At 38.5% G+C, this 17,897-nt stretch carries 19 protein-coding genes, 2 pseudogenes and 1 riboswitch; of the genes and pseudogenes, 9 read left to right on the top strand and 12 right to left on the bottom strand.

The features are described from left to right. Positions 1-445 precede the first annotated feature (445 nt). Both OMU_RS23870 and OMU_RS05435 read right to left on the bottom strand, forming a co-directional pair. On the bottom strand, positions 446-580 hold the full coding sequence (locus tag OMU_RS23870; RefSeq protein ID WP_256596771.1) for a hypothetical protein: 135 nt from the start codon (positions 578-580) through the stop codon (positions 446-448). A gap of 43 nt (positions 581-623) precedes the next feature. Next, positions 624-1,928, bottom strand: coding sequence for an IS91 family transposase (locus tag OMU_RS05435; RefSeq protein WP_081638473.1), 1,305 nt, complete (start codon positions 1,926-1,928; stop codon positions 624-626). A 285-nt stretch (positions 1,929-2,213) separates the two neighbouring features. Here OMU_RS05435 and OMU_RS23340 point away from each other — a divergent pair, with 285 nt between their 5' ends. Together OMU_RS23340 and OMU_RS23995 are read left to right on the top strand one after the other, a co-directional pair. Continuing rightward, entirely contained in the window at positions 2,214-2,360 is a 147-nt protein-coding gene (locus tag OMU_RS23340) for a hypothetical protein (protein ID WP_016178966.1), read from the top strand. An 18-nt stretch (positions 2,361-2,378) separates the two neighbouring features. Further along, positions 2,379-2,525, top strand: a pseudogene (locus OMU_RS23995) (DUF6577 family protein); the annotation flags it as partial. Positions 2,526-3,133: 608 nt separating this feature from the next. Here OMU_RS23995 and OMU_RS05430 read toward each other — a convergent pair. Together OMU_RS05430 and OMU_RS05425 are read right to left on the bottom strand one after the other, a co-directional pair. Next, positions 3,134-3,418, bottom strand: coding sequence for a Txe/YoeB family addiction module toxin (locus tag OMU_RS05430; RefSeq protein WP_016178965.1), 285 nt, complete (start codon positions 3,416-3,418; stop codon positions 3,134-3,136). Then, on the bottom strand, positions 3,419-3,667 hold the full coding sequence (locus tag OMU_RS05425; protein WP_016178964.1) for a type II toxin-antitoxin system Phd/YefM family antitoxin: 249 nt from the start codon (positions 3,665-3,667) through the stop codon (positions 3,419-3,421). Between the two features lie 520 nt (positions 3,668-4,187). Between OMU_RS05425 and OMU_RS05420 the strand changes: the two genes are divergently transcribed. From OMU_RS05420 to OMU_RS05395, 6 genes are all read left to right on the top strand, one after another. Next, positions 4,188-4,391, top strand: a complete 204-nt coding sequence (locus OMU_RS05420) for a DUF1659 domain-containing protein (RefSeq protein ID WP_016178963.1) — start codon at positions 4,188-4,190, stop codon at positions 4,389-4,391. Positions 4,392-4,407: 16 nt separating this feature from the next. Beyond that, positions 4,408-4,641 (top strand): DUF2922 domain-containing protein, encoded by a 234-nt coding sequence (locus OMU_RS05415; RefSeq protein WP_016178962.1) that lies wholly within the window; start codon positions 4,408-4,410, stop codon positions 4,639-4,641. A 324-nt stretch (positions 4,642-4,965) separates the two neighbouring features. Next, a complete protein-coding gene (locus tag OMU_RS05410; RefSeq protein ID WP_016178961.1) occupies positions 4,966-5,349 on the top strand; it encodes a hypothetical protein in 384 nt (127 codons plus the stop codon). Positions 5,350-5,394: 45 nt separating this feature from the next. Next, the gene (locus OMU_RS05405; RefSeq protein WP_016178960.1) at positions 5,395-5,952 is read left to right on the top strand and encodes a DUF2922 family protein; all 558 of its coding nucleotides are present in this window, start codon (positions 5,395-5,397) and stop codon (positions 5,950-5,952) included. 94 nt (positions 5,953-6,046) lie between these two features. Further along, positions 6,047-6,475, top strand: a complete 429-nt coding sequence (locus OMU_RS05400) for a phage holin family protein (protein WP_016178959.1) — start codon at positions 6,047-6,049, stop codon at positions 6,473-6,475. A gap of 251 nt (positions 6,476-6,726) precedes the next feature. After that, positions 6,727-7,563, top strand: a complete 837-nt coding sequence (locus OMU_RS05395) for a MurR/RpiR family transcriptional regulator (protein WP_016178958.1) — start codon at positions 6,727-6,729, stop codon at positions 7,561-7,563. A 50-nt stretch (positions 7,564-7,613) separates the two neighbouring features. On the opposite strand, the gene OMU_RS05390 is transcribed toward OMU_RS05395, so the two are convergent. Continuing rightward, complete coding sequence (locus OMU_RS05390) at positions 7,614-8,981, bottom strand: PTS transporter subunit EIIC (protein ID WP_016178957.1); 1,368 nt, start codon at positions 8,979-8,981, stop codon at positions 7,614-7,616. Positions 8,982-9,199: 218 nt separating this feature from the next. On the opposite strand from OMU_RS05390, the gene OMU_RS05385 reads away from it, so the two are divergent. After that, on the top strand, positions 9,200-10,660 hold the full coding sequence (locus OMU_RS05385; protein ID WP_016178956.1) for a glycoside hydrolase family 1 protein: 1,461 nt from the start codon (positions 9,200-9,202) through the stop codon (positions 10,658-10,660). A gap of 228 nt (positions 10,661-10,888) precedes the next feature. On the opposite strand, the gene OMU_RS05380 is transcribed toward OMU_RS05385, so the two are convergent. The 7 genes and pseudogenes from OMU_RS05380 to OMU_RS05355 all read right to left on the bottom strand — a co-directional run bounded on the left by OMU_RS05380 (position 10,889) and on the right by OMU_RS05355 (position 17,882). Beyond that, positions 10,889-12,319 carry an ATP-binding protein gene (locus OMU_RS05380; RefSeq protein WP_016178955.1) on the bottom strand — a complete coding sequence of 477 codons (1,431 nt, stop codon included), beginning with the start codon at positions 12,317-12,319 and terminating at the stop codon, positions 10,889-10,891. Between the two features lie 327 nt (positions 12,320-12,646). Continuing rightward, positions 12,647-13,114: a 6,7-dimethyl-8-ribityllumazine synthase gene (ribH, locus tag OMU_RS05375; protein WP_016178954.1), complete on the bottom strand. Its 468-nt coding sequence runs from the start codon at positions 13,112-13,114 to the stop codon at positions 12,647-12,649. A gap of 18 nt (positions 13,115-13,132) precedes the next feature. Then, positions 13,133-14,320, bottom strand: coding sequence for a bifunctional 3,4-dihydroxy-2-butanone-4-phosphate synthase/GTP cyclohydrolase II (locus tag OMU_RS05370; RefSeq protein ID WP_016178953.1), 1,188 nt, complete (start codon positions 14,318-14,320; stop codon positions 13,133-13,135). Beyond that, entirely contained in the window at positions 14,313-14,915 is a 603-nt protein-coding gene (locus tag OMU_RS05365; RefSeq protein ID WP_016178952.1) for a riboflavin synthase, read from the bottom strand. Before OMU_RS05365 ends, OMU_RS05370 begins: the two co-directional genes overlap by 8 nt. A gap of 3 nt (positions 14,916-14,918) precedes the next feature. After that, the gene (ribD, locus tag OMU_RS05360; protein WP_016178951.1) at positions 14,919-15,974 is read right to left on the bottom strand and encodes a bifunctional diaminohydroxyphosphoribosylaminopyrimidine deaminase/5-amino-6-(5-phosphoribosylamino)uracil reductase RibD; all 1,056 of its coding nucleotides are present in this window, start codon (positions 15,972-15,974) and stop codon (positions 14,919-14,921) included. 231 nt (positions 15,975-16,205) lie between these two features. After that, positions 16,206-16,341: riboswitch (FMN riboswitch) on the bottom strand. Between the two features lie 110 nt (positions 16,342-16,451). Then, a pseudogene (locus OMU_RS22815) lies at positions 16,452-16,604 on the bottom strand (family 1 glycosylhydrolase); the annotation flags it as partial. Between the two features lie 414 nt (positions 16,605-17,018). After that, on the bottom strand, positions 17,019-17,882 hold the full coding sequence (locus OMU_RS05355) for a PRD domain-containing protein (RefSeq protein WP_016178949.1): 864 nt from the start codon (positions 17,880-17,882) through the stop codon (positions 17,019-17,021). Positions 17,883-17,897 lie beyond the last annotated feature (15 nt).

The raw sequence follows: 17,897 nt of genomic DNA, 5'->3' as shown, positions 1-17,897 counted from the left end.
AAATAAATAACCTCGCTAACGAAAAAAGCCATCAAATGACAGCACGCTCAAGCTATTCGGTTTCGTTCTTTTTTCCTTACGAAAGGTATCATAATCTATAGAAACGTTAACAAAGCGTCATCATTTGTGATTATCAGTAACTATTTCGGTTTATTTTGTTAAAAACAATCATTTAAAGGCAATGTTGTGTAAAAATGATTGAAGACCAATACACATATTTCAAATAAAATCCAATAATAAAATTCTATTTTTAACTATCAGTAGCTGGAAATCACTGACATAAACCTTAGTAATTCAACTGTTCCTATCTAAAATGCCAGTTTCTAGTTGTTTTTTTATCCTATTTGTCGTTTTACAGAGTAGCCTTTCTTTTTTGAACCCAAAGCAAATAAGAAAACCTCAGGAGAAAACCGCTCCTGAGGACTTTTTGTTTAGATAAATCATTTTATTGTCGATCACTGATTCTAAATTCGTGTCCAAGTATGTTCTTATAGTATTCTGGATACATCTCTCCACCACATTTTTCGCAATCAAATTGCGGAGCGTTCTCAGGATCAAATGCAACATCTCCTGCATCCAAAAATTGAACTACTTCCTTTGGAATTTTTTCCTTTATCCCACATTCAAGACAAATGTAATGAACCACTCCATTGGAATCGAAGTTTTTTAAAAGCTGCTTCTTTTTCTTTTTCATACTTACGTTTCGATGCTTCTTCCCCAATTTTTTTATTCTCCTCTCGCATGAATCGTTCCGATTCTTTATTCTTCGCATATTTCACTACAAGTCGTCCATTTTTAGACACACTAACTCCACTAAATTCATAATATTCGCCACATCTAGTACATTCCAATGGATTTACTCCGAATTCTTCGGCTATTCGTTCACACCATGATTTTGGTTTAAGTGCTTTCTTCACATTCACAAGCATTCGTTGAATCTCTTTCTGGTAATTACTTAATACTTTTTTCATGATTGTCTTGATCCGCCGACTATAAATGCCGTATCTACGAATTGTTTTGAACTGGTTCTCTGGAATATGACGAATCAGTGCACCAATAAATTCCTCTGCCGACATCGTCTTTATCTTATCCGTGTTAGTTCGTTTATCATGATACTGAAACATCACTATTTTCCCATCGTACAAAAGGATACGATTTAAAGCAATGGGACCACGTTTCATATAACGACTGATATATTCTAATATCTTTTTGAGAGAAGTTCGGCTCCTTTTGGGTGCATGCACGTAAAAAACCTCTGCATTTTTCGTGTACGCCGCTTGTAAAAGCGGCTGGACTCGTGCCTTATCCCATTGGGATAAGGTTCTTCGAATGAGCTTTAGGACCGCATTCTGCCAATATTTCCTCAACATTGCGAACGGAAAATAGTCATAGTCCTTCCATTTTCCATCCTTCGTCAGTCCACCCATGGTGACGACTAAATGAACATGCGGATTGTATTCTAGCTGAGAACCGAAGGTGTGGAGTGTTGCCACAACCCCAGCTTGTATATGGTGCTTTCTAAAAAAATCTAATAGTATCCGTGCAGCTTCATCCATTAATCCTTTTAAAAGCTCCTTACGATACTTCTCCTTCAGAAAAATCTCACGTAAACCTTCATCGATCGTGAAGATGACGTGTCGATGCGTCACTGTAAACAGATCATTCGCCGCAACCTCTGCCCACCGTTGACTTTCCCCAGTTGCACAAGTTGGACAAAATTTCCCTTTACAACGAAAAGCCACTTTCTTTACATCATGGCATCCTTCACAGACAAATAGACGATAACCTTTTTTAAGGTCACCACAATCGCGAAACTTCTTCACTTCTCTTTTCACAACGGATCGAATCCTTCTCGTGTACCTTTGATTGAATTTCTCCCAGTTTTGATATTCATCAAAGAAAATGGCGTGTAAAATATTGGGTTTCATATCTCCAGTTTAATAGGAAAAAGACCAGATGAAAAGCGGTCAAAAGATTGATGTATCAATCCTTTGACCTCTTAAAATGTTATACTTCCTTTAATGTCAAAAAAGAGCCGTCGCTTTTTGCGTAACTTAATTACGTGATGAAGATTATTATGTTGTAGCAGCTTTTGTGAATGGCGTCATTCAAAAAAAATTAAAGCATTGCTTCTATTATTGTGAGTAGATAGACACCAAATAATTAGGTCTAAATTTGATTATGACCCAATTATTTGGTTAGGAGAATTTACTATGGAAGATGCATTACACGAGAAAGACTTACTATCTTTTTTTAAAGAAAACCCGATTGTAGCTACTCATTTGATTCAGACAAATAATCTCATTGTTGAAATCGACGCCGATGTATTAGATGCGGCATTCTATTTTTTGAAAGAGTAGCATCCCAACACTTTTTTATCTCCAGAACAGAAAATGTATAACTATTACATTTCTCCACAAGAAGAAAATACGATCGTAAATCAATTACACGTAGACGCTCCTTTGAATAAAGTTAACGACAATTTCTATACACCTAAACTTGAAAAATTATTGATTGAAAGTTAGGGCGGCTAACTTAGTTGTTGAGCCTCATGATCAAAATAAAAAAGTACACAGAAAGATCTCTGTATACTCTAAAATCGTATTTTTGATGCAATTTTCACTGATACTACTTGTCATAATCAATTGCCGCCCCTGATACAAATGATTTACTTAATAGGATAGGATCACTGATATTAGGCTCTTCTTTATATAAAGATAAGCAAGCTAAATCAAAGTAAAAATTGTAAAAGGTTTCAATGTATTTAGAGTAACGAGATGTTTCATTGCCGTTGCCCATATTTAATGCGTAGCAGTATGAAATTTTTTTGATCTCAGCTGCTAAAATAGAATGTCTGCCATTGCTTCAGTCTGGAATTAGAATATTTTTGATCTTTAAACCGATCGAGCAAAGTCTACTACTGGAAATACTGACTCGACACACGGGACTAAACGCCCTTTTTGTTAGGAGAAACATCTCTACATCGGAACAATCGACCTTTCAATCGGAACAAGGACTATCTCTAAAATTACGTGCATATGAGCTGATTGATCTATTGCATCGCCTACTCTTTCATCCTTTTTGCCACAAAAAACCGCTTGGGGCTTTCCCTAACGGTTTTTTTCGTGTTTCTCTATTTTGGCATATTATTTTCGTAGTGTGACCAAGCAGAATATACCTTAACTACTTTATTCTTCTTATCAATCGTATAAACAACTCTATGCTTTCCATTGATTCTCATAGAATACATTAGCTTGTTTTTTGGACGTAATTGCTCAAAATTTCTAATTTGAGTATAAGGGTTCTTTTTTAGCGTTTCGATGATTTCTTCATAGTCAGATAGCAGATTTATTTTTTCTAACAGCGGTAAATGCTTTTTTTTAACTTCTTTATGGACTAATACCTTCCAATCGCTCAATTATGCTTCCTCAAAATCATCCTCAGATTCGCTTTCCATAAGGCTAAATACATTATCAAGCGTACCTGTTCTATACAAATATAATTCTTCTTGAATCGCACTCCATTCACGTTTAGACATCATGATTACTCCATCATTTACCCCCTCTTTATTCGTTAAGGTAACTTCAATCTCGCTGTTATCAGTTGCTACGCCCTTCAAAGTTTCAAATAAATTCTTTCTTAAATTCGTTGGTGTGATTACTTCCATGACAAGCCCCTCTTTCTACATGTACGTTATCACGTACATTATAACGTACATCCTTAGTTTTATCAATCTTCTAACTCCTTATAACCGTCAAAATAAGCCTCCATTTGAATTTTTGGAGCCGTCATCTTTTTAAATCACGACACTATTTCTAGACCTTCCTCATTTCAACTTTCTCCTTTACTCATTAAGAAAACCTTAAGTCAAATAAAAATGTTTAGTTTTTTTAGAAGATGTTTCCATTCTACAAACACTATCAAATCAACATTACTTCTCCACGCATAAAACCCAAAATGTGTCAAAGTAGGCAAAATTACATGAGGCTATGAAAATTACTGGCTTCTTTCATTTTTCACAAAGTAAAATCCTGTTCTTATAGGATTTGTGTAAAAAAGAGATTGAAAACTCCTGCAATTTTGACCCCCAAATGTAATTTTGCCGGTTTTGACCGAGTTTGTATTTCCCCTTTATCGTTAAGTCACCGACCGGAACAAAAAAAATACTATAACGGAGGAATGAAAAAATGATTCAAAAAATCGGCAACAAATTACAAGTACAAATCGACGCAGGTGAAGACAAATTAAGAAAGGTGAACTTCCAAAACGTCATCGACGAACCAACCGAAGAAGCGGTGCTAGAGCTTGGCGCCATCCTGACAGAACTTTCACCAGAAGGCAGCAACCTAGACGGTGTGCTCCTAACTAGCCAATCTCGGTATACCAAATAAGGAAGGAGAAAATTAGATGTTTAAACTTGTCGCAACCTTTACAACCAGCTTAGGAAAAAAACAAACCTGGAGCCTGAATAACCCTGATCCAAATAAGACGCCTACTGAGGTCAAAAGCCTCTTACAACGTCTAATCGGCATCAAGCTTTTCCATAAAGACGGCGCGGACCTTTTCAACACAGTCGAAAGCGCAAAATATGTGGAAACAACTGAAACGATCCTATTTGATAACACACAGGAACAACAGTAGGATATTGCTTTACTAAATTTGAGAAGTCGCGGTAGACGTACCGCTCTTCTCTATTAATAAGGATGTCAGTTCTTACTTTAGCAATTTTAAAAGAATGATATACGGCATTTGAATCGAACGATTTTTTTCTCTTGGAAAAAATTATTACTTTAAAACAAATAAGGATGTCAGTTCAACTTTTCGCAGGTCTCTTAGTTAGAAAAATAATTAGCATTAATAGCTAGTTTATCGTTCCAGCACTTTAGTTGAATGATATACGGCATTCGAATCGAACTTTCTTTTTACAAAAAACTACTTCAAAACAAATAAGGAGGATGAAGATCCATGAATGAACCACTTTTAACGCACCAACAGATTTTCACACTAAAACCCGAAACACTTGAGGCACGAATCATGACCTTTTATCAAGAAACACAGAACAGCAGCTTAACAATTAAATATATTATGGCTTTACGCATCCGTTTTAGACTTGGTGCGCAGGAGTTTGCGAACATTCTCAGCGATCTTGTCCGCTATTTGTTTATGAACACCAAAGCAACACGTACCATGAAGCGCTTCTTTTATTATTTTCAGGATTACTTTGCGGCGCCTGAATGGAAACGGCTGACGATGAGGGTCTTCCCTTTGAGAAATTTTGGCAAGAAAGTCTTGTCTGTCGCTCGTTCACTGGTTTCATTTGTACGTCCTGAAGAAATGACTGAGCCTTGATAAGAACTACCCTACGCAGAAAATAAATGAGAGGAAAGAAGAAAAATGATCACTGAGTCTACAAAATTGGTCACAACTTTTTTTAACAGTGACCGCAAGAAACACAACTGGACCTATCAGGACGTGGATACGAGCTTGTCGGCAGAAGAAATCAAAGAAGCTTGCGAACTATTAACGACCTTAGACCTTTTTGAACAAGATGGCGTAAAACTATTTGATTCTGTTGTCACGGCAAAGTTTGTCTCTACCAAGGTAACCACGCTGTTTGACCTGAAAAACGAGATTGATGTGGATCAAACTGAACCGTTTTATGAAGCGACCTGTGAAAAGGTTGGCTGTTTTGAAGTACCAGAAAAACAGGAGAAATCCGAACACGTGCCGCTCCAGATTCCTGTGGCGATTGTGCCATTTAGTAAAACACAATTATCGTTAGAAACGAATGAACCCGTCGCACATCCAGCAACTGTAGCCGCACCTGTCAAACGATCGACTAAACAGCCAACAAGAAAAGATGCAAACAACAAAAAAGGCCTGCTTCAACGAATGTTCAGGCGAAAACAGCGGAATAAAGACGACCCAGCGAATCATGAATCAAGCACTTAATCGCTAATCTCCATTCTATCTAGCGTAGGACAAATGACACCTGCGAGCTAAATCGCAGATGTTGATTAAATCTATTTGAAAGAAGGGAATTGAAATGACTGTTTTATCAATTTTATCTGGAGGAACACTCGTTAACTATCTATTCGGCGGAAGTGTCCCAATCATGGGTGTCTTTTTGACGATGGTTGGCTTAGACCTTTTTACTGGCTACGCCAAAGCACTAAAAAGCCATACGTGGGTCTCCTCTATCAATCTTTACGGACTGTTTACCAAGTTCATCACGTTCTCAACAATTATCTGTGCCGCTGCTTTAGACATACTAGCACCTGTCGTTGGCATCGATTTGCCTATTAATGTCGCCTTGATTTGGACCGCTCTTCTGATTCTGTACGAGATTGGTTCGATCTTAGAAAATGCCCATGCCTTTGGACTAAAGATCGCGTGGCTGCAGAAATGGCTGCGAGTGTTTGAACGGGATGTCGGGGATTTGCCTGATAAGGATGATCAAGAGAACAATGTATAATAAAAAAGAGAATCCAATTGCAAGTGCTGAAGTGGACTTGTAATTGGGTTGTCTTTGCGTGGGGAAATATAGTATGGCTTGAATGATAAATAATGTGCAAAATCCGTCAGTTGTTGGTCTGATATAATTTCCCCTTCTTGTAACATGACAACACTCTTTCCACCTGCTCGTTTTTCCTCCCATTTATTTCTTAGAAAAACAAAAATAAATGATAAAATGATAGCAGAATACTTTTTGGAAAGGGAAATAAAATGTCAGTTGAAAGATATGGAACGTTTTTACTATTACTGAGGCTGTACAATGAATCGCCGACAAACTCAACGGAGAAAATACTATCAAAATATTTTCTGAAGCGATTTGATGATATAAAAAGCATCAATATTTACGATGTTTCTGCGGATTGTCACGTCTCAAGAGCCACTGTTCGGCGTTTTTTCTCAAAACTGGATCATGAGAGTTTTTTGGATTTCAAAAATGAGTTTACGATCCCATACGATATCAGTATGTTTGAAAAGGAACTAGATAGAAAAGACTACGTAAAAGAACACATTCAGCAAATAAATGAGATTCAGAAATTCTTTTTGAATAATAACTCTAAGATTCTTGAGAAAATTAGAACATTGGCGAAAGTCATGCATAATGCTAAAAATATTTACTGGCTTACCTCTACTTCAACAACACGAATGGTAGAGGATATGCAAATGCAATTTTTGAGATTTAACTCTTTTTGGGATATCATCATCAATTACAAGAAGGATAGCGACATACAAATAGAAGAAAATGATGTAGTCATCGTCCTATCCTCCAGCAGTGTCATGGCGCATTCGATTGTTACAGATCTGGAAGAAATGACGTGTCCGATCTATCTTGTTACTTTGAATAATCAATATACTCACTCAGTCTTTACCGACATTATCCGATTAACAGACAGCACTCTTTACAATTTTACGGATCAAATTTCAAATGAAACGGTCAAGGAAGAGGTCGTAAACAGAAGATACGCGACAAATTTGTTCTTTGACTTTTTATACTATGAATACGCAACTATTGATAAGGAAGTAAAACATATGCAAAAAGAAGCTGAATGATCATTTTCATCCAGCTTCTTCTTTGTATTTTGAAATTAACTAGTCATCGCTTATACCTTACTCATTTTTCTTCTTTTTAAGAAAATCGTCGCCAGAAAACCGGCAGCTCCTGATACGACAATGACTAAAATGCCTGCGTACATATTCGATAGACCCGTATATGGAGCCTTCGAGATAACCATTGTTGCTAATCCGGGTAAGCCTGAAACAATTGAGTTTTGTGCCAAATTCGTTATACCTGCCACTACCCCTCCAATAGCTCCTCCGATCATCGAGCCGTATAATGCCTGTTTATCATTGATTAGCACTCCGAATAAGGATGGTTCTGAAATACCCATAAGTCCAGTCACTCCGGCTGACAGCTGTGTCCCTTTTTTCGTCGCATCTTTTTCAAGATAAGCGACAGCCAAAGTGGCCGTAGCAATCGCGATATTGGTACCAAGCATCGCAGGAATAAGGAATGTATCATACCCTTGAGCAGCGAGAGAAGTAACCATGATCGGAACCAGCGCTTTGTTTGTTCCAGTAAGTACCGTAAAGCCAAATAGTGCACCAACTAATCCCAGAGCCAGCCAACCAATTTTATCATGAATGAATACAAATCCAGCAGTCATCCAATTTCCTAAAATGACTCCTAAAGGTCCTACTAACAGCAACGTAGCAAGTGTTCCGACTGTAATGACAATTAATGGAATCAAGACCTCTTTAAAATAGCTTGGAATTCTTTTATAAATAAGTTTATGCGTTTGAGCCATTATAATCACGCCCAATAACACCGGAAGCGCGGTATAAGAATACGTGGTTGCGACAATGGGCAGACCAAAAAGACTCAGACCTTCTACTCCGTTAATTCCTTCATTTAGTAATACCGCCCCTAAAAATATGCCGTAAACAGGATTGATATTCAGTTGCTTCGCACTTCCATAACCGACATAGAGCGGAAGGAAAAAGAAACCCGTAGATGCGATTGCATTGATCAATTCGTAGGTAGGTGACTCTGCTGATAAACTAGTCGCAAGAATGATAATATTAAGAATTGCAGATATTAGTCCCACAGCAACCACGATTGGCATCGTAGGTAAAAATGCGGCGGCTAAAAAGCTCAGCGCTCTAGAAAATGGTCCTTCTTTACTTTTGGTAGAATCTTCTTCTTTACTTTTAGTTGTAGAAATTTTTGACTCATATAATTGATTAAACGTATCGTAGACTCCTTGGACATTCGGGCCAAAAATAATTTGCAGCGTATCACCCTGTTTGACGACACCTAAGACCCCTTCAATTTGTTCAACCTTTTCTGTGTCGATCTGGTCGATATTTCTGACATTCACTCTGAGTCTGGTTGCGCAGTGTGTGATGTTACGAATGTTTTCGATCTTAATAACATCCAGTAACGCCTGAGAAACTGATTGGTAATTCATATTTTTCCTCCTTCATACTATTTGTCGAAAGTTACACAAACGATTTCTATAAAGAACAATTTCTTTATACTAACAGCATACTTTCTTTTCATTTCTGTCGGGGGACAAAATATGCACCCTGCTTTATACAGGGGACAACATTTGCACCCTAGCCCAATTTCCATTGATTATAACATTCCCTTGTCTTAAGATTAAAATAACGATAAGGAGGTAAAAATATGGCAAAAGATACTTTTTTTCCTGAACATTTTTTATGGGGTGGGGCTATCGCCGCAAATCAATCAGAAGGTTCTTGGAACAAGGATGGGCGCGGGTCATCGGTAGCAGATACTGCTCCATACTATGAAAATCAAGATTACGCTAAATATGCTGCTTTCGATGAATTATCAATTGAGGAAATAGAAAAAAGATTAGCCGATAAAAAGGATATTTATCCTAAGAGATGGGGCATTCATTTCTATGAGAGGTACGAAGAGGATATTGCTTTATTTGCTGAAATGGGGTTTAAAGCGCTAAGGATGTCTATTTCTTGGTCAAGAATATTCCCTAAAGGTGATGAAAAAGAGCCGAACAAAGCCGGTTTGGATTTTTATCATCGCGTATTCCGAACGTTAAAACAGTATGATATTGAACCAATCGTTACTCTTTCCCACTATGAAACACCTGCATATCTTGCTACGAAGTATGGAGGTTGGATCAATCGAAAAATGCTGACGTTTTTCTCTCATTATTGTGAGACAGTCATATCTGAGTTCAAAGATTCGGTCAAGTATTGGATGGCCTTTAATGAAATAAATGTGATTGATCATAGTTTTTATGTAGGCGGCGCTGTTCCAACGGACTATATAAAGGACGAAAAAACGGATAAATACCAAGTGATTCACCACCTTTTTATGGCCAGTGCAATGGCTAAAAAAATACTAAAAGATATTTCTCCAAATGCACAAATGGGTGGCATGTTAGCGCGCCGAGAAGGATACGCAGCGTCCTGTGATCCACTTGACGTCCTGGAATCAATCAAGGACGATCAGAAAAATCTTTTTTATTCTGATGTCTTAGTGAGAGGTTATTATCCAAGCTACATAAAAGCCTTCTTTAAAGAAAATGATATTAATCTTATTATGGAAGATACAGATGAGACGCTGCTGAAGGAAAACACTATCGACTACCTTTCCTTCAGCTATTACATGACTGTTCTTTCTAAACATAAAATTGATAAAGATACTGAACTCACAACAGGCAACTTGGTGAATGGTGTTAAGAACCCTTATCTTGAAAGCAACGAATGGGGATGGCAGATCGATCCAGTCGGACTTCGGATCACGCTGGAAAAGCTTTATGATAGATACCAACTTCCACTATTCGTCGCAGAAAACGGTATCGGACTTCAAGAGCACTCTGATGGGACTACCGAGATTGAGGATACTCAAAGAATTGATTACTTACGCAGTCATATTAATGAAATGGGAAAGGCTATTAAAAACGGTGTGGATTTAATCGGATATACCGTTTGGGGACCGATTGATATTATTAGTATGTCTACCTCAGAGATTTCCAAACGCTATGGCTTCATTTATGTAGATGCTGACAATTTCGGAAATGGAACGTTCAACCGATATAAGAAAAAGAGCTTCAATTGGTATAAACAAGTGATTGCATCAAATGGCGAAGAAATTTAATTTGTAAAGCTTTCAAGTTGAATCTTATTTGAAAAATGGGAGAAAAAGAGTTAAAGTGTTAGTTTATATCAAACAATTGGTGAACATCGGAACTCACCTTATAAGCTCCAGAAACGACGGACACTCGTCAATTTCTGGAGCTTTTGGAGTCTCCTATACTAGGCAACAACCTATTCTAAGAAACAACGATGACTTATAAAAATCACCAACCTCTTGTATTCATCCCATTCAATGAAGCGTAACGATCTTCTCATCAAACAAATCATCAATCGTCACTAATACGAGGTTTTCGTGGATTTTTTCTAGTTCACGCGCTTGCTCTGGATACGGCGCTTTTGAGAAAAAATAGAAGTAATACTCATCGTATCCCGGTAAATAGGAGGCATGGCTCATTAATTTTTGAATTTCTTTCACCGTCTTCAATTGATTGCGCCATTTGCATTCACCAATCAAAATTTTTTGCTCTTTCTTATTCTCCATTACAATATCAAATTCACGTTCATCAGAATCCCCTTTTTGCTTCTTCCCTCGCCATGAACCTGTACGTTTAGGAAAGAAGGGCAATTCTTCTAATTCATCTAAGAAATATAAATAGCTCATGGAGATTTCTTCAAAAGCAGGGGCACCAATGAACTCATTCAATGTTTCTTTTATCTCTCTTTGATACAGCCTTTTTCCTCTTCCACGCTCGATCTCTTCTTGATTCGTGAAGACATAGCGAAACCAAAAACGATAGACATTATCCTTTAAAGTATAATGAGAATTTTTGCTCTTCAACGGATCAACATCGAAGGGCAAATTCCGTTGAATAATCCGCATATTGACTAGTGTTTTAAGGTACTTACTCAATGTACTTTTTTCAATATATGTTGCTTGCCGAATTTGTTCAAGCGTGTTCGCCCCACTGGCAATAGCTTGCAGAACCGAATTATATAATTTAGGCTCTGGCAGCTCCTGATGCAATACCATGATTGGATCTGAATACAGACCACCATAAATATCGAAATAAAGCTCCTCCATGTTCTCATCAAAGGATAGGGTCTTATCTACTTGAGAAAGATAGTACGGAATCCCTCCCATGCAGGAATAAAATTTCACTTTGTCTTCATTTGAGTAGCTGTCAAGGAATTTTGCGGCATCAATATAATCTAGTTCTCCTACATGAATAGGCGTAGTCTTTCGACCAAAAAGTGGACTATTTTCTGCTAATACCTCATCCTCCATAAAGCTCACCTGCGAACCACAAAGAATCATAAAAATATTACTATCAAGATCAAGTTTGTGGTCAATAAAATGCTGAAGAATTGAATTTAAAGACTTATTCGCCTTTGCTGCATAAGGATATTCATCAATAATCAAAACAATTTTGCTACCGCGTGTTTTTTCATACAGATAATTAAACGCATCTTCCCAATTATCAATATTAGGTAAAAAATGTTCCCCCACAAGTTCCTGAACGGCTTGTAAAAATCCATTGATATTTAAACGATCATTCACTTCTTTCGCCGAGAAAAAGATCGTTTTCTTTCCCTTTGCAAATTCTGAGATAAGACGTGTCTTCCCGACCCGCCTTCTCCCATAGACAACGGCCATTTCAAAGCTGGATTTTTTGTATAATTTTTCGAGAATAGCTAGTTCTTTCTTCCTGCCTACAAACATTTCCCTATTCCTCCAATCTCATTCCGTAGAAATCTACGTCAACTGAGTTTGATCTATCTCGTTTCCTTAAGATCAGTATAACATGTTTTTTACAGTTTATTCTGATTAGAATTATTCTGTTTATGATTATTCTGAATGGAATTATATTTCGCGATTCATCCAGCTAGTCCGAAGTAATGCTAGCTGTGGAATAGGTACTAATTAATTTAAATCAATAAAAAGGACTGTTTTTTAGCAACATTATATTTCTTACATTTTAAAGAATTTACGCTCCCCTATTACTATTGTTCCACAAGGACGATTTTCGTTCAAAATGACTATGTGCTGTTAACTAAAGAGTTTTTGATTCAACGTCACCATCTCAATCAAGCCCTGCGCTGCTTCCGCTCCTTTATTCCCGGCTTTGGTCCCAGCTCTTTCGATAGCCTGCTCAATCGTTTCTGTGGTCAATACGCCAAACATCACAGGAATCTCTGACTCTAGACCGATATGGGCCACCCCTTTTGCGACTTCATTACTAACCAGTTCATAATGGGTGGTGGCTCCGCGAATCACTGCGCCTAAGGTGATCAACCCGCTGTATTTTCCACTTGCTACTAATTTTTTTGTGATAAAGGGAATCTCAAAGGCTCCTGGTACCCAATAGACATCAATATCTTCTTCCTTTACACCATGCCGCAGCAAATTATCCATCGCTCCGCTTAATAGTTTAGAGGTAATAAATTCGTTAAAGCGTGCAACAACGATTCCTACCTTGATTCCTTGGCCGTCAAATGTTCCTTCAAATTGTGGCATTCTTTTTCTCTCCTTTTCTTAAATCGATAATAAATGATGAAATTTTTGTTTTTTCGTTTTTAAGTACGCACTATTTTCCTTTAAAGGGGCTGTTTCTAATGGAACCCGTTGGTGAACGTGGATGCCTCGTTCTTCTAGTTCTTTCACCTTCTCCGGATTATTGGTTAACAAGCGAATCTCCTTGATACCATAAGAAGCTAATATTTCTGCAGCAAATTGATACTCCCGTTCATCGGGTTCAAAACCGAGCTCAACATTGGCTTCATAGGTATCTAGACCTTGTTCCTGAAGCTGGTAGGCGCGCAGCTTATTCTTCAAGCCAATGCCTCTTCCTTCCTGTCGCAAATAGAGAATCGCGCCGATTCCTTCTGCTTCAATCATGCGCATCGCTTCATGGAGCTGCTCACCACAATCACAGCGATGAGATCCAAAGACATCTCCGGTTAGACATTCCGAATGAAGCCGCACCAACAATGGCTGTTCTGAGTTTGAAATATCACCCTTTGAAAGAAGCAAATGCTCTCGCTGTTGTCCATCCTCAAACAATGTTAATTCAAAGGACCCGTATTCAGTTGGAAGCTGAACCGTCGTCCTGCCTTGTACCGTCGCAGTCAGATAGTTCGCTAATTCCTCCACTGTGATCATTGGCAGCTGCCATTCTTCTGCTAGTTTTTCCAGCTGTGGACGGCGGGCCATAGAGCCATCGTCATTTAAAATCTCACAAATATAGGCCGCTTCACTTTGATTCGTCATTTTCGCCAAGTCTAACGCGGCTTCAGTATGTCCTCTTCGCACAAGTACGCCTCCAGCTTTCCCAATCAGAGGGAAAATATGCCCCGGTTTGTTAAAATCTGTTCCTTTTGCCTGGGGATCGGCTAGTGCTTTGATTGTTTGTGCTCGTTCACCAGCCGAAATCCCAGTTGTCGTTGACTGATGATCGACACTTACAGTAAAGGCTGTCCCGAAGCTGTCTGTATTTCTTTTGACCATCTCAGAAAGCTGCAATCGTTGAGCTACTTTTTCGGAGATTGGTGCACAGATCAATCCTCGAGCATGTTTTGTCATGAAGTTGACCGTTTCAGTAGTCGCTAGATTTGCAATTCCTACTAAATCTCCTTCTGCTTCACGATCATCATCATCTGCTACAATCACAAGTTGACCCTTTTTTAACTGTTCAATGGCGGCTTCGATTTTTTCTCTATCCATACGATGTGTCCTTTCTTTGGGCTTTGACATATTTTCCTAACAAATCCGTTTCAATATTGACCAATTCTCCTCGCTGTAAACGCCCCAAATTGGTTTGATCCTTCGAGTGGGGAATCAGGCTCACAGAAAACAGGCGATTCGTGGCTTCTGTTACGGTCAGGCTTACACCATTAATTGCTATCGAGCCTTGAGAAATAATTTTACCAGTCAATTCTCTTGGGTAGTCAAACGTTAAAATCAAGGCATTTTCTAACACTCGCTTTTCGACTAAGCGGGTCGTTGTGTCGATGTGTCCAGCGACAAAATGACCTTCAATTCGACCATTGAAGGCTAACGCTCGTTCCAAATTTACTTCGTCAGATACTTTTGCCTTTGAAAACGACGTTCGCTGATACGTTTCTGGTATAATTTCAACCGTAAATTCCTGCTCTGATTTTTTGACGGCGGTCAAGCACACACCATTGATCGCCATACTATCGCCAATCTGATAATCTGCTAGTAGTTTTTTAGACGCTCGGCAGGTTAACAGAATGGTCCTTCCACGAGGAATGATTCGCGTCAGCTTGCCCTTTTCCTTAATAAGTCCTGTAAACATCTGCTACACTCTCCTTCCGACGATTCGAATGTCTGATCCCAATTGTTCAATTGATACACCGCTTAGTGCTGTTACCTGCTCCACTAAGCGTGCGCCGGTAAAACTAGCTGTGCCATTCCCGCCAATAATTTTCGGCGCAAGATAGGTAACCAGCTCATCCCAATAGCCGCTTGCTAAAAAGGCATCATGGATGATAGCTCCGCCTTCAACATAAAGGGATTGAATGTTTCTTTTGGTTAATTCTGTCACGACAAAAGACAGGGAAAGAACCTGATTTCGAATGACTTCGACATGCTCAGGCAGAGGAATCTCATCATCCCTTTCGGTGAAAATGAGCACCGGACTGCTGTCAGCTTGAAAAAGTACGAGTTCTTTATGTGCCAATACTTCCCCTTTTCGATCCAAGACCACTCGGTAAGGAGGAAATTTATCTTCGTCAGTCGTCCCTAAGGTTGGATTGTCAATCAAAGCGGTTTGACTTCCAATCAAAATCGCTTGATAATGCCCCCGTTCTTTGCGGACTCGTTTCAATGCTTCTTCTCCTGTTAAGGGTGTTCTTTGACCAGCTAACGCAATTTTCCCATCTAAGGTCATGGCCTGCTTCAATGTGATAAACGGCCGTTGCTGCTCATGATAAAAATTGTAATGGCGATTTAACCTTCGAACTTCTTCCTCTAAAACCCCTGTAATCACCTCAAGCCCTTGCTCTTCTAAATACTGTTTTCCCTTTCCTGCCACGAGGGGATTCGGATCAAGTTGTCCGATGACTACCCGTTTGATCCCACTTTCCAGAATCGCTTGGGTACATGGCGGCTGCTTGCCATAGTGATGACACGGTTCCAGCGTGACATAGAGTGTTGAATTTAATAGTTTTTCGGGAGTTTCACATGATGTCAGCGCATTTTTTTCAGCATGAGGCTGGCCATAAGCTAAGTGCGCGCCTTTGGCAATAACCTGATCATCTTTGACAATCACTGCGCCAACTAAAGGATTCGTAAAGGTTTTGCCTTTGCCCTTTAACGCTTCCTTGATCGCAAGCCGCATAAATGTTTCATGCATACAAATTCCTCCTTTCCAAACAGCTATTTCGCTTTATCGTATTATTTTTTTCAAAAAACGGGAAAAATAATTCTATTCTCGTTACGCATAGCATTTTTCTAACCTGCTGAAGCAGGAAGAAAAACTGCCAAAAAAAGGCCTCGTGTAAGCACATACACGAGGCCGTAACAGATAAACTCAAAGAAACCATAATGAAAAAAGGATAGACCTTCCCCATCATACTTCTGATAAGTTTTTCTTCTCCCATCCAGACTTTAACTGTCGGTTCCAGACTCACACTGGATCAACCGCAAAAATGCGGGTCACGGACTTCAAGGCACGCCTTGTCACCGTCGGTCGGGAATTACACCCTGCCCCGAAGAATACTATTCAATTCACAAAAAATACTACTATTCTTTTTTTGAGTCGTCAACAGAATAATTTTAAAATAACAAAAAATATCAATCATAATCTCTAGAAAAACAGATCATTAAACCGTTATTTTAAATTTTCTCCATTACTTGCTATCACCTGCTTATACCAGTCAAATGATTTCTTCTTGCTGCGTTTTAACGACCACTTTCCTTGGTCATCACTATCCACATAAATAAACCCATAGCGTTTACTCATTTCACCAGTTCCCGCAAAAATTGACCTTTGCTTCCAAGTCAACTATTCTAAGTTCCTTAGAAGATACCATGGATTATCTTAAGAAGACAGATTGGAATGAGATTTATGATCTAATTGACCATTGTGAGAACATGTATATCATTATCCATTAGTGCATAATATTTATTCCATTCAGAATAATTCTATTCAAGATTATTCTGAATGGAATTATCTTTAGTATTTCATTTGATTGTCGTTTCCTAAGTGCCCCAGCTAAAACTTTGCAATATGAACTGACTTTGTTGGGGAAGATCATTTACTTGACGGAAATGTTTCACTATAAAAATACAGAAAATCGTGGTTCAACTACCACTTTCGATAGTTGAACCACGATTAATTTGTTTCTCTGATCTAGAATTGATCAACGATTTTTCCCAAACAATCCATTTAGTTATTTCAAATACTTTTTTCCCTTTCTCGTTCCTGTTCCTCCACAATTCGATGAAGATGGACGAGTAAATAGATTTTCTCTTGTTTTGTGATATCCAAGCCGTATTCCTTAGAGATAAAAATTTCAAAGGCTCTGATAATAGCAACTTCATTGGTCATTTTTACGGCTAACGTTTGGTACAGTTCTTCCTTATCCTCATCAGGAAAGAGATTTCCCTCATAGACTCGTTCACTGAAATAATTTGGATGAGTCAAAAAGCGAGAATAAGTAAAGGTATCACGGTTTATTTTTCCGCCTACGATTCTTTGAACGATTTTTTCAAAATTATTCATCAGCTTGGTAATACTCTGATCTCTCTGATGGGAGGAGGATTCCAGCTTGGCGTTAACAAAATGAAGTCCAATGGCTGTAGCTTCACTATCTGGTAGTTGAATTTGAAGCTCTTTGTTTATTAAATCCACTGCATACCTGCCGATACGATATTCATTTTTGTGGTAGAGCATCACATCAGGATAATTGAAGTTTTCACCTACGTTTCCCTCCTTGAGACGCTTTACGACGAATGAGATATGATCGGATAAAGACAAATAGAGGTAGTCTTTTACCTCTATTTGATAGCTGGTAGCGGCATGATCGATAATCTTTTTCACCAAGTTTATATAGGTATCATCCAGGGTGCTGGCTAATTGGACAAAGTTGGTTAGCATTTTGTTATCTGTTAAAATAAACACCTTTTCGATTTCATCGTCTTGGATTTCATGACCGATCGCTTTGTTATACCCAATGCCCTTTCCCATTAAAATGCATTCAGTCCCTGCTTCGTCTAAGGCTAAAACGAGAGAATTATTCATCACTTTTAGCACCTGCATTGGCTCACCGCCTTA

The sequence above is a fragment of the Enterococcus avium ATCC 14025 genome, from assembly GCF_000406965.1.
Classification (GTDB): domain Bacteria; phylum Bacillota; class Bacilli; order Lactobacillales; family Enterococcaceae; genus Enterococcus_A; species Enterococcus_A avium.
This window is presented reverse-complemented; position numbering and strand designations above follow the sequence as displayed.